Source organism: Bradyrhizobium sp. SZCCHNR1053, from assembly GCF_032381235.1.
GTDB lineage: Bacteria > Pseudomonadota > Alphaproteobacteria > Rhizobiales > Xanthobacteraceae > Bradyrhizobium.
In genome coordinates this window covers 359,443-372,216 of sequence record NZ_JAUHJM010000006.1, presented here as the reverse complement: position 1 = coordinate 372,216, position 12,774 = coordinate 359,443, and the positions used below count along the sequence as shown (strand labels likewise).

The 12,774-nt window shown below is 66.0% G+C and carries 9 protein-coding genes; 6 read left to right on the top strand and 3 right to left on the bottom strand.

Annotated features, from left to right (window positions below; translation table 11 throughout):
* The first annotated feature begins 124 nt into the window (after window positions 1-124).
* From QX051_RS17705 to asnB, 5 genes are all read left to right on the top strand, one after another.
* Window positions 125-1,624 (top strand): lipopolysaccharide biosynthesis protein, encoded by a 1,500-nt coding sequence (locus QX051_RS17705; protein WP_315777015.1) that lies wholly within the window; start codon window positions 125-127, stop codon window positions 1,622-1,624.
* 139 nt (window positions 1,625-1,763) lie between these two features.
* Complete coding sequence (locus QX051_RS17700; protein ID WP_315777014.1) at window positions 1,764-3,065, top strand: glycosyltransferase family 4 protein; 1,302 nt, start codon at window positions 1,764-1,766, stop codon at window positions 3,063-3,065.
* Window positions 3,065-4,123 carry a Gfo/Idh/MocA family oxidoreductase gene (locus QX051_RS17695; protein ID WP_315777013.1) on the top strand — a complete coding sequence of 353 codons (1,059 nt, stop codon included), beginning with the start codon at window positions 3,065-3,067 and terminating at the stop codon, window positions 4,121-4,123. The genes QX051_RS17700 and QX051_RS17695 overlap by 1 nt, the downstream gene beginning before the upstream one ends.
* Window positions 4,120-5,151 (top strand): NAD(P)-dependent oxidoreductase, encoded by a 1,032-nt coding sequence (locus tag QX051_RS17690; protein ID WP_315777012.1) that lies wholly within the window; start codon window positions 4,120-4,122, stop codon window positions 5,149-5,151. Before QX051_RS17695 ends, QX051_RS17690 begins: the two co-directional genes overlap by 4 nt.
* Window positions 5,152-5,200: 49 nt before the next feature.
* Entirely contained in the window at window positions 5,201-7,141 is a 1,941-nt protein-coding gene (gene asnB / locus QX051_RS17685) for an asparagine synthase (glutamine-hydrolyzing) (protein ID WP_315777010.1), read from the top strand.
* A 38-nt stretch (window positions 7,142-7,179) separates the two neighbouring features.
* Here asnB and QX051_RS17680 read toward each other — a convergent pair whose 3' ends face one another.
* The 3 genes from QX051_RS17680 to QX051_RS17670 form a co-directional block, all read right to left on the bottom strand.
* The gene (locus tag QX051_RS17680) at window positions 7,180-7,956 is read right to left on the bottom strand and encodes an SDR family NAD(P)-dependent oxidoreductase (protein ID WP_315739490.1); all 777 of its coding nucleotides are present in this window, start codon (window positions 7,954-7,956) and stop codon (window positions 7,180-7,182) included.
* Window positions 7,957-8,221: 265 nt separating this feature from the next.
* Window positions 8,222-9,391, bottom strand: a complete 1,170-nt coding sequence (locus tag QX051_RS17675) for an acyltransferase (RefSeq protein WP_315777009.1) — start codon at window positions 9,389-9,391, stop codon at window positions 8,222-8,224.
* 179 nt (window positions 9,392-9,570) lie between these two features.
* A complete protein-coding gene (locus QX051_RS17670) occupies window positions 9,571-10,521 on the bottom strand; it encodes a glycosyltransferase (protein WP_315777008.1) in 951 nt (316 codons plus the stop codon).
* Here QX051_RS17670 and QX051_RS17665 point away from each other — a divergent pair.
* Complete coding sequence (locus QX051_RS17665) at window positions 10,432-12,756, top strand: glycosyl hydrolase family 28-related protein (protein ID WP_315777007.1); 2,325 nt, start codon at window positions 10,432-10,434, stop codon at window positions 12,754-12,756. The two genes, QX051_RS17670 and QX051_RS17665, sit on opposite strands and share 90 nt — an antisense overlap.
* The last annotated feature ends 18 nt before the right edge of the window (window positions 12,757-12,774 follow it).

Genomic DNA, 12,774 nt, shown 5'->3' with positions numbered 1-12,774 from the left:
CTGCAGACGATTTTATACCGGCTGCATTTCGACGATCGGATGTTTCATTGCCCTGTACGGATCTGTTTGGCCGTGACTGGGAATAGGAAAGTTGGTTGCAATGTTTGAAAGCGATTGAACGAAGATGTCGGAAGCCGTCGCCGCCTATTTCGAGGAACATCGGGAGTTGAACGATCTCGGACGCCGCGCGTTGCGCGGCGGCCTGATTTCCATCGTCATCCAATACGGCAATGCCGTGCTCCAGATCGGAGCGGCCATCGTGCTGGCCCGGCTGCTCGCGCCGGAGGATTTCGGGCTCGTCGCCATCATCACCGTGCTGACGAGCTTCGCGCCGCTCCTCATCGACTTCGGCCTGCTCGACGCCACCGCCCAGCGCAGCAGGATCACACCGGCCCAGGTCAGCGGCCTGTTCTGGGTCAGCACCGGCATCGGCGCGGCGGTGGCGATCGTCGTCGCTGCATCCAGTCCGCTGATTGCCTGGGTCTACGGTGATCCGAGACTGGAGCCGATCGCGCTCTGCGTCGCGATCACCTTCGTGCTGTCCGGGCTGACCAATCAGCACATGGCGCTGCTCCGGCGCACGTTGCAATTCGGCCGCATCGGTCGGATCCAGCTGTTCGGCACGCTGGCGGGGACGGTTGCCGCCGTCGCCATGGCGTTCGAGGGCTACGGCTATTGGGCGCTGGTCATTCGCCCCGTCGTGACATCGATCTGCGTCGTGGTCGCCGCGTGGTCGGCATGCCGTTGGCGGCCCAGCGCGCCGGTGTTCGACGCCGAGGTGCGATCGATGGTGCGTTTTGGCCTCCACGTGGTCGGATTCACCGTGGCCTATACGTTGTCACGGGCGGTGGACCGGATCGCGCTCGGTCTGCTCTACCGGCCCGATCAGGTCGGGTACTACCAGAATGCGATGAACCTGTACGACAACTCGATCTATGCGGCGCTCAATCAGACGCATGCGGTGGGAAGCTCGGCGCTCAGCAAGCTGCAGACCAATCCGGTCGCGCTGCGGCAGAAGTACGAGGCGGCGCTCTCGATCCTGGCCTTCTTCGTGATGCCGGCGGCGGCGATCCTCTCCGTCACCGCCGAGGACCTGACCGTCGTCCTGCTCGGGCAGAAGTGGCAGGCTGCGGGAGCGCTGCTCAGCATCATCGCGCTGCGCGGCATTTCGCACGTCGTCGAGGGCTCGCAGGGCTGGCTGCATCTGTCGCTCGGACGGGCGGACCGGTGGCAGACCTGGGGGATCATCTCGCTCGTCGCGCAGGTCGTTGCGGTGCTGGTGGGGCTGCCATTTGGGCCGGTCGGCGTGGCCTGGGGCGTCGTGGTCGGATACTCGCTGATCGCCCTGCCGTCGGTCATGTACGCCGGACGTCCGATCGGCATCGGTGCGGAGGTCGTGATCCGGGCCGTCGGACCGCAGACCATCGGCGCCGTCGCGACTGCAGCTGCCGGCTGGTGGCTGCAAGCCGCGCTTCTAGGGGCCTATCCCGTCCTCCTGCGCATGTTCCTGTCCGGGTGCTTCTGCGGCTGTCTCTATCTCGCGATCGTCGTCGGCGTGTTTCGGGTCCGCGAGCCGCTCAGGATCGCAGGTACGATCGTGCAGGATTTCGCCGGCAAGCGCTGAGAGGGAGCGAAAGGAGGCTCGGACAGCACCGCACGTCGCGATTAACTATCGCAATCATTGAATACCCCATATAAAACATCCCGTGATTTAAATGCTTTAAATGGTCATGGCCAGCGACAACCACCCGGACTTGGATGTGATGGAGGCGGATCCTGCGCCATCGGCGCAGCGCGAACCCGAATGGTCCGCAGCCGGTTTCGCCGACCGACGGCGGCTCAGCATCCTCAGCGTCTCGCACATGCCGGCGAGCCCGCCGCGGTTCGGGGCACAGGCGCGCATGCACGGGCTGATGACCCAGCTCGCGCGCCGCCACGACCTCACGGCGGTGACGCTGGTCGATGACGCCTTCGACATCGACGAGTGTCGGCGGGCCATGCAGGCCTATTGCCGCGACGTGGTGCTGGTGCCGAACCCCTACGGCCGTGACGGTCTGGCGAAGCGGCTGCTGCAGCTGCGCTCGCTGGTCTCGTTGCGTAGTTTCGATCGGCTGCGCGTGGCCCTGCCGGAGCTGCAGCGGGCGCTGGATCGGGTGCTGCGGACGACACCGTTCGACATCGTCAATCTCGAATTTCCCTATCTCGGCCACTGCCTGTTCCGTCAGGCGCCGGCCGGCGCGTCGCCGCCGCGGCTGATCGTGGACTCGCATGAGATCGCCTATGACCTGGCGCGGCAGTTCGCCGCCACGGGCGCGAGTCTGGGCCGCCGGCTCTACGCCGGTGCGAACTGGCGCAAGCTGCGCCGCGAGGAGATCGCGGCCTATCGCGAAGCCGATGGCGTTTATCTCTGCAGCGCGGACGACGAGAAGCGTCTGCATGACGACGTTCCGAACGCCCGCACTGCGGTCATTCCCAACGCCGCCGATATCGACTTCTATCAGCCGCGCAGCACCGACCCCGCGCCCGACGGCCGGACGCTGGTCTATTTCGGCCTGCTGTCGACGGTGCCGAACATCGATGCGGTCACGCATTTCGTACACGACATCTGGCCTCGTATCGCCGCCCGGCACCCGGATGCGCGCTGCAAGATCATCGGCGGACGGCCGCCGCCGGCATTGACGGCGCTGGCCGGGCCGCGGATCGAGCTGACCGGCTTCGTGCCGGACCTGCGGCCGCACCTCGCCGCGGCCGCGGCGGTGATCGTCCCGCTGCGGCTCGGTGGCGGCACGCGGCTGAAGATCGTCGAGGCCATGGCGATGGGCAAGGCGATCGTCTCGACCAGCCTGGGTGCCGAGGGCATCGAGGCCATGCCCAGGCGCGACATCCTCATCGCAGACGAGCCCGACGCCTTTGCGGATGCGGTCGATCGGTTGCTGGCCGAGCCCGATCTCGCGGCGCGGATCGGCGGCGCGGCGCGGCAGGTGGCGGTCGAGAAGTATGCCTGGAGCTCGGCGGCTCAGGCGCTTGAAGATTTCTACTGCGAGATCCTGGAGACAAGATCGTGATGAAGGCCGCGCTCATCGGGGCAGGGCAGATCGCCCGCCAGCATCTGGCCTGTCTCAACAGTTTGCCGGGCGTTCAACTGGCCGGCATCTGCGATCTGTCGCCGGCGACGGCGGAGGCCGCAGCCGAGCGTTACGCCATTCCGTCCTGGTTCACCGATCATCGTGCGATGCTGCAGACTGTCCGGCCCGATGTGGTGCATGTGACGACGCCACCGACCTCGCATTTTCGGCTGGCGATGGACGCGCTCGAGGCCGGCGCGCATGTGATCGTGGAGAAGCCCGCGACCTCGACATTCGACGAGCTGCAGACCCTGACGTTGCGCGCCAAGCAGACCGGCCGCCATGTCGTCGAGGACTACAACTACGTCTTCAACCGGGCACCGCAGGAGATCCTGCGTCGCATCGAGACCGGCGAGTTCGGCGCCGTCACCCATGTCGACGTGCAGATCTGCCTCGACATCCTCGGTCCCGACGGTTTTGCCGATCCGAACTCGCCGCATCCGGCGCTCAGCCTTGCGGGCGGTGCGATCGCCGACTTCCTGCCGCATCTCGCCTCGCTGTCACATGCATTCGTCGGCCCGCATCGCAACGCGCATACCGTCTGGAGCAAGCGCAAGCCGTCGCCGCTTCCGTTCGACGAGTTTCGCAGCGTCGTCGAGGCCGAGCGTGGCACGGCGACGCTCGGCTTCAGCGCGAGCACTCAGCCCGACGCGTTCTGGCTGCGGGTCTATGGCGAGCGGATGCAGGCGACCGCCAATCTGTTCGAGACGCGGCTGACGTTCGACGGCCCCCGCAACGTGCCGAAGCCGCTGCGCCCGTTCTTCAGCGGACTGGACGAGGGCCGCGACATCCGCCGCGCGGCGCTGTCGACCCTGCTGCGCAAGTTCAAGGGCCCAGGCGCCTATGAGGGGCTGTGGGAGTGCCTGGCACGCACCTATCAGGCGCTAGGCTCGGGAACGGCCTTGCCGATCACGATGGAGGACGTCCTGGCCGTCAATCGGATGGTCGAAGCGATGAAGCCGACGGAGCAGGCGGACATGAGGAAGCTGGCGATATGAAAGCCCTGGTCACGGGCGCCAACGGGTTTCTCGGCCGGCATGTCGTCGATGCGCTGCTGGCCCGCGGCATCGAGGTTCGCGCCATGGTGCGTCCGGCGACGCGCGTTGACGCGCTGGGCTGGCCGTCGTCGGTCGACATCGTCAGGGCCGACCTGCGCACCTCGCGCGACCTTGTTCGCGCGTTCGAGAATGTGGATGTGCTGATCCATCTGGCGGCGGTGGTCGCCGGCGGCGAGGATGCGCAATTCGCCGGCACGGTAGGCGGCACCGAGCGGCTGCTCGAGGCGATGGCGGGCAGCGCCTGCCGCCGGCTCGTGCTGTGCAGCAGCTTCTCGGTGTACGACTACACGGCGACGCGCGATATCCTCGACGAAAGCGCACCGCTCCAGCAGACACCTGATGTCTACACCCGCGGCGGCTACACCGTCGCCAAATGGTGGCAGGAGCGGGTGACACGCCGTTACGTCGAGAAGCACGGCTGGGACCTCACCGTCCTACGTCCCGGCTTCATCTGGGGACGCGGTCACGGCTATCTTGCGGCGCTCGGCCAGCAGATCGGGCGCCACCACGTCGTGATCGGGCCGCTGACCCGCATCCCCATGACCCACGTCGAGAACTGCGCCGATGTCTTCGCGCTGGCCGCCGCAGATCCGCGGGCGATCGGCCAGACGCTGAACGTCGTCGACGGTCCCGGCGAGCGGGTCTGGACTTATCTGTCAGACTACATGCGCGGCACCGGCGAGCGCGGCCTCCGGTTGCCCATCCCGCATTGGCTCGCCAGCAGCACCGTACGGCTGGCGTTTGCGACCGTGTTCAGGCGGGCGACCAAAGTGCCGGCGATCCTGACGCCCAAGAAATTCGACGCGATGCTCAAGCCGCTGCGCTTCGACAATCGCAAGCTGAGGGACACGCTCGGCTGGACGCCGCCGCTCGACTACGAACAATGTCTGGCGCGGACCTATGGTCCGTTGCCGGCTTTGGCGGCAGCGCCGGCGTCTTGGTCGTCTGGAACGGCTGCTTCCATTTGAGGGCCGCGTCCGCCATTTTGACGTCGCGCGTCTCAAGCGGATTGTTCTGATGTGTGGCATCGCTGGGATCATCGGACGGGTGGACGACGACAACCGCGCAGCGCTGCAGCGGATGAACGACGCCATGCTCCATCGCGGTCCGGATGCCGGGGGAATTTGGGCCTCGGCCGCGGACGAGCGTGGCTGGGGCGCGCTGCTGGCGCACCGCCGGCTCGCGATCCTCGATCTGTCGCCCGCCGGTGTGCAGCCCATGATCGATCCGGTCACCGGGCACGTCATCGTCTTCAACGGCGAGATCTATAATTTTGCCGATCTGCGGCAGCGTCTGGTCAACGACGGCCAGCAGTTCAGCTCGACGGGCGATACCGCGGTGATGCTGCGCGCGCTCGGCCTGCATGGGCCAAAGGCGGTGGCCTGGTTGCGCGGCATGTTTGCGTTCGCCTGCTGGGACCCGAAGGAGCGCCGGCTGCTGCTGGCGCGCGATCCCCTTGGCATCAAGCCGCTGTACGTCGCCCGCGCGTCGAAGCCCGATGCGGGCTGGTCGGTGGCCTTCGCATCCGAGCTGCGCGCTCTCCTGGCGTCCGGTCTTCTGGGCAGGCCCCAGCTCGATCCGCAGGCCGTCGCCAGCGGCGTCTGGAACGGCTTCGTGGTCGGCCCCGGCACGGCGGTCAAGGGGGTCGAGCTGCTGTCTTCCGGCCATCTCACCGCGTTCGACGGCGTCGGCAACACCATCCGCGACGAGGATTTCTGGTCGATCCCCGAGCGCGCCCCGGACCCGACGATGGATGAGGATCAGCTTGCCGCGATCCTGGAGGAGGGGCTGAGGCTGCATCTCGCCAGCGACGTGCCGCTTGCGGTGTTTCTCTCGGGCGGCGTCGATTCCTCGGTCATGGCCAATCTGGCACAGCGTGCGGCCAAGAGCCGGATCCACACCTTCACGCTGGCGTTCGAGGAGCAGGAGCTGAACGAGGGGCCGATCGCGCGGCAGATCGCCGCCGCGATCGGGACCGAGCATCACGAGGTGGTGCTGACCGAGCAGCACTTCGTCGACAACCTCGAAGCGGCGCTCGACAGCCTGGACCAGCCGACCTTCGACGGCCTGAACTCCTACTACATGTCGCATGCCATCCGCGGCGCAGGCTTCACGGTGGCGCTGTCGGGTACCGGTGGTGACGAGCTGTTCGGCGGCTACACGTCGTTTCGCGACCTGCCGGTCCTGCAGCAATGGTCGAAGCATACGGCCTGGGTGCCGGCCGGCCTGAAGGTTGCTGCGGCGAAGCTGGCTGCCAATATGCTGTCACCCTCGGGCGGGACGGTCGCGCCGCAGACGCGCTGGGCCAAGCTCCCGGAGATGGTTCGACGCGGCGATGATCTTCTGGCGCTCTACCAGATGGCCTATGCGCTGTTCCTGCCCGGTTTTCAGCGCGAGCTGCTCGCGCCGGACCTCGTCGATACGCTGAGCGATGGGCTTCCGGCCGCGATGAGAGCGAAGATCACCGCGGAGACCCGCGCACGCGCCCCGCTGTCGGCGATCAGCGTCATGGAGCAGCGCCTGTTTCTGGGCGAGCGTCTGCTGCGCGACAATGACGTGGCGAGCATGGCGGCCTCGCTGGAGCAGCGGGTGCCGCTGGTCGATCAGGTGCTGTTCGAAAGCGTCGACCGGCTGCCCGATGCGACGCGCTATCAGCCGCTGCGAAGCAAGGCGATGCTCAGGCGGATCGGCCTGCGTGGCCTCGATCCGTCGCTGTTCGACCGGCCGAAGAGCGGCTTCGTGCTGCCGCTCGATCGCTGGATCCGGCGCGGCCTGCAGGATGCAATGGACCGGACCCTGCGGGACCCGCAGGCCGTTGCGCCGGTGGGGCTGGACCCCACGGCCGTGGAGCGCCTCTGGCGCGCCTTCCTCGATGGCGCTCCGGGGATCTATTGGTCGCGCGTATGGTCGATCTATGTGTTCGTGCGTTGGTGCCACCGTCACCGCGTCTTCCGCTGATGTCCGACATCAGAAGAGCCGGCGCCAGATGCGCGTGCTCAGGCCTCCGGCATGACGCTTCCGCCGCACACCGGCACGCGAACGCCGGTCACGAAGCCTGCGAGGTCCGAAGCCAGAAACGCGATCATGTTGGCGACGTCCTGATCGTAGCCGCGCCGTCCGAGCGGCACGGACCGCTCGTAGAGCGGCTGCACCTCGTCACGGTCACGACGGTCCTTGTCGGAGATGACCCAGCCCGGGGCGACCTGATTGACCGTGATGCCATGCGGTCCGAGCTCCCGAGCCAGGGACCGCAGCATGCCGTCCGTGGCGCATTTGGCTGCCGTGTAGGGCGCTCGGTTGGGCAGAGCCAGGCTCGTCATCTCCGTGCCGAGAGAGATCAGGCGTCCCCATTTTCGCTCGATCATGGGGCCGGAAAACACCCGCGCGGTGGCCCAGGCCTGCAGGACCGAGGAGCGAAACACCTTGTCGAACTGGTCGGGTGTCTGCTCGACGACGGGACGTTCGTCGAACCATGTCACTGCATTGTTCACGACGATGTCGACGGGGCCGAGCGTGCTCTCGGCGATGCGGCGCATCGCCTGGACATCTTCAAGCACGGCAACATCACCCGACATCGTACACGCGTGCTGCGGCTGAAGCTCGTTCAGCTCATCGCAGAGTCGTTCGGCAGCAGCGCGTGCCGTCAGATAGTGGATGGCGACCTTGGCACCACAGGCCGCCAGCGTCCGGGCGATCGGACGGCCGAGTTCTCCGGCCGCTCCCGTGACCAGCGCGACCTTGCCCGACAGATCGATCTGGAGCGGTGACCTCAACGGTCTCAGCGCCGGATCGTCCGGCAGGGGACCGAGCGTATTTCGTCGAATTCGTCGTGCAACTGCGCTCGCGATCCGCATCCACCCGTCCCCCGAAAGTATTCGTTGGCTCGGGTCGAGTATTAAATGCGCGATTAAATAAATTGAATTGCACAATTTGCCGCATTTGTTCGGGTGGGTGCACCGATCGGTTCATAAGGGCGCCGTGCACGCGCTCCTGGTGCCGGCTGCAGCAGCCGGTGAGCGTTGACGAGGGCCGATGCGCTCAGGATGCGCGTGTCGTCGCACTCTCGACGAGACGGTCGCCAAGCGGCCAGTCTGCGCCGGACTTATCCTGCGCTCGGCCTGCGGCAGGCACCGGCCTGAACTTGTGCCGGAGCCGCTTGAAATACGGCTCGATGAAGCGCTCGATGGCCGCCGCGTAGAGGACCGAGATCAGGAGCGCGAGCGGAAACAGGATGTAGGGTTTGGCGCCGATCGCCGGCAAGTTCTTGTCGATCGTTCGGATCACGACGTTATGGATCAGATAGATCGCGTAGGAATAGGTGCCGAGCGTCATCACCCAGGCGTGATTGAGATGACGAAACAGCGGTGCGTCGGCGAAGCGGACCGCGAAGAAGAACAACGGCATCAGTGCCAGTCCCTGAAGGCTGTAGCGGGCGGTCTCCCGGAACACCGCATCACGGTAGACCAGCGAGACCAGCAGCGCCGCCGCTGCGCCGACGAGCAGCGCCCATTGAGCCGCCGACATCCGTCCGGAGGAAGAGCGCTGCCGCACCGGGTTCATGACCAGCGCCAGAATGCAGCCATAGGCGATCGAGTCGATGCGGGTGTCCGAGGCGTAATAGGTGCGGTCGGAGAAGAATTCCGGGGCGTGCACCAGATGGATGCGCCAGGCGAGGACGCCGAGACAGACGAGCCCGAGCAGCGCGCCGATGGTGCGCGGCCGCAGCACCGATCCGAGCAGCAGGGTCATCAGCAAGGGATAGACGATGTAGAAGTGCTCTTCGACCGCCAGGGACCACAGAATGCCGGTGCCGTCGGGAACCGTATTGCCTGGATCGAAGAACAGGCCGTAGTAGTTGGCGAAATACAGGACCTGGGCCGCCAGCCCCTTGGCGGTCATTCCGCCGTCCAGCAGGCCCGCGGCGGTGAGACCGTAAGCGATCGCCAAGGACAGCAGCAAAGGCGGCATCAGCCGGAACACGCGCCGAGCATAGAAGCTGGGAACGTCGAGCGCGCCGGTGCGCTCATGCTCGGCGAGCATGAGCGTGGAGATCAGGAAGCCGCTCAGGAAGAAGAAGATGGTCACGCCGAAGCCGCCGGGTACCATGGCCTGAAGTCCGGAATGGCCCAGGACCACGATCAGCACCGACAGCGCGCGGATGCCGTCGAGTGATGGAATGAGCAGGGATGCGCTGCCATGAGCGTTCATCCCGTGTGACGCTATCGGCGCGGTCCCACCGCCGTCGACAGACGTCATCGGCGGCACGGCGGAAGCATCACGACGGCGGCTGAACTCGAGAATGTTGGCCATGCTGTCCAAATGGAGTCGGAGAAACACCTAGCTTCGCAATTCTCGCGTCAGTACCGCGGCGATCTGTCCGCCGAGCGTCATCGCGTATCGGCTGCGGCGTGGCTGGCCCGCCAGAGCTGAGCCCGCTCCGCATCGATCCGGGCCGTCGCGGCGCGCTTGCCCAGGCGCAGGCAGGCGTGCTGATAGGCGCGGAGGAAGCGCCGGAACTCGAGATCGTCGTAGCGCGGCAGGCCCGCCAGCCAGCTCCGGAAATAGCCCCACAGCATCGCTGTGCTGCCGATCAAGGCCGGATAGGCCGGCAGGTGATAGACCGCCACCGCGAACTGGTACAGCGGCGACGTTCCCATGAAGTACTGGCCGAAGCCCTTCCGCAGGCGTCCAGTCCAGATGCCCTTGTGACTGGCGCCCTGCGGCCGCAGATGGATGAAGCGCAGTGCTTCGGTGTCGATGCTCTCGGCGATCCAGCCGAGCATGCGGCAGCGGTGGCAGTCGATACCGTCCCACATGACCTGGCGCACGAAGCCGCCGATCTCCTGGAAGCAGGCGACGCGGTAGAACTTGGTCATCCCGACCGACATCTCGTCGCCGCAGACCTCAGGCTCCAGGGCGCCGGTCTGCGGGTGGACGAACCACGGCTTGCCTGAGGTGGTCCCGACCCGCGGATCGCTCTCCATTCGCTCCATCAGCAGCTCGAAGTAGCGCTCGGGCAGATCGAGGTCCATGTCGAGCTTGCAGAGATAGTCGAAATCCTCCAGCCGCACTGTCTCCAGGCCGGAATAGAACGCCTCGATCACGCCAGGACCGACCTTGCGTCCGCCGCGATCGGCGCGGCGGATCACGCGCAGATAGGGCAGGCGCTGGGCGTACTCCTCGAGAATGGCGGGGGTGTCGTCGGTCGATCCGTCGTCCACCACGATCCATAGCGCCGGCGGCACCGATTGCGCAGCGACGCTGTCGAGAGTCCGGCGGAGGTACTGGCCCTCATCCCGGCAGGGCGAGACGAGCAGGTAGCGGCGCGATGGCGTCACGTATCGAATCCCTTGCGGAAGATGGAAGGACCGATGCAAAGCTGCTGCGAGCAGGGGAGTCACCGGTCGCCTTTCAATAAATTAAATCGTGATTTAATATTATGTCATGTCGCGTGTCAAAGTCATGGTGTTTTTAGATCGGCGCGCCATTTCAATGTGTGGTCGGTCCTGCGAGAAGGTCCCATGGATAGCGTCCGCCTCGTGATCCCCGGTTGCACTCAGGCTCCGTCCCGGTCGTCTGCACGGGTGTCGCGCCGGATCGATGCCGTGGGCATCCGGGCGCTTTGCACGGCCGCGCTTGCCCTGCTGATCCTCAGCGGAGCTGCCGAGGCCGCCGAGCCGGCCGCGTCCATCCGGCCGGCATTGGCCGGCAGTCTCCTGCCGGCGGAGCGCCTGGCCGCCTGGAATCCGGGGTTGATGTCAGCCGGCGGTATTCCGAGCCGCAACATCATCTATCGCACGCTGTCTCCGAGCGGGAGAGACGACAGCGGCGCGATCCAGGCCGCCTTGAACGCTGCGCCCGCCGGCCGGGTGGTGATGCTCAACCCCGGTACGTTCATCGTCAACGAGCCGCTCTTGATCAGTCGCCCGGTCACGCTGCGCGGCGCGGGCGCAGGTGCGACCAGGCTGGTGAAAACCAACGGCGCACGCGCACGAACGTCAGCCGTGATTGCCGGCACGAAGGGAATCCTCACGCCGGTCGACCCGAGCTCGTACAGTTATGATCCCAAGCCTGTCATCATCGTCGGACCTTCGCGCTGGAACAATGGCCCCGACAGCAGCGCGTCGCAGAACCTGCTGGCCGACGGCGATCAGGGAACGTCGACCGTCACCCTCGCCAGCGCCGCGAATATGAAGCCGGGCGATTTCGTCCTGCTCGACGAGGTCTCAGGCGCATCGTGGCAGGCGACGCCTGCCGGTTTTCCGGCGGGAGCGAAGGTCTGGCAAGGCGATCGCGTCGCCTGGAACATGCACGATCCGGTTCAGCCGGGCGATGACAATGGCGGGGCGAATGCCGGAGGTCCCTTTGACCAGACCCCTGGTGTGCTGCCGAAGCCGATGTCGTGGTTCGCCCGCGCCGACCGGGCGACCGCCGAAATCAAGGAGATCGCCTCGGTGACCGGGAGCGCGGTGACATTCACCTCGCCGCTCACGATCAGCTATCGCAGGGATCACCAGGCGCAGCTCACGCCCTACAGCACAGACCCGAACAGCGGTCGCCACGCCGCCAATCATCGCGACATCCACGTTGCCAATGTGGGCGTCGAAGATCTGAGCATCGTAGGTGGAGCGGACGGCGCGTTGCGGTTCGAAGCCGCCGCTTACTCCTGGGCCAGATCCGTCGAGGTGACGCAGTGGCTCGGCGAGGGCGTGGCGATCAATAATTCGTTCCGGGTCGAGCTCCGCGATTCCTACATTCATACCGGCTCGTGGCCGCAGCCGGGCGGCGCCGGATACGCGATCAGCCTGGCGGCGGGCTCCTCGGAGGTCCTGATCGAGAACAACATCCTCGTCGACGTCTGCAAGAACATGGTGTTCCGGTCGTCCGGCGCCGGCAGCGTCGTCGGCTATAATTATGTCGACGACTCGTTCGATTTCGACAACCCCGGCTGGGTCGAGGTCGGCATCAACGCATCGCACATGGCCGGCGCCCATCACGTCCTGTTCGAAGGCAATCTGTCCCACAATGCCGACAGCGACTACACCCATGGCAACGCGATCTATCTGACCTTTTTCCGCAACCATCTCACGGGGCAACGCCAGCGCTTCGTCGATCGTTCAGGCATTCGAGCCGTGGGTCTCGCATATGGCTCGTGGTGGGATTCGTTCGCCGGCAACGTGCTGGGTCGGCCGGGACACATGAGCGGTTGGACCTACGACGATCCTTCGATGCAGGTCGGCACGGCGGTTTGGGGGCAGGGCGGTGTCGGCAACGTCTGGATGCTTGGTTACGATCCGGAGCGATGGACCATGGCGCCAGACCCGAAGACGCTGGCCACGGTGATCCGCGGTGGCAATTTCGACTATCTCACCAGCACGGTGGTCTGGACCGACGGCCTCGCGGCGCAGCCGCTCCCGGCGTCGCTGTATCTGAGCGCCAAGCCGGGCTTTTTCGGCAATCATCCGTGGCCCTGGGTGGATCCGACCGGCGATACGAAGCTGCATACGTTGCCGGCCAAAGCGAGATTCGATGCGGGCACGCCGTTCGCGGCGGCGCCGGGAACAACGCAATAGAGCTGGCGTGAGGCCTCA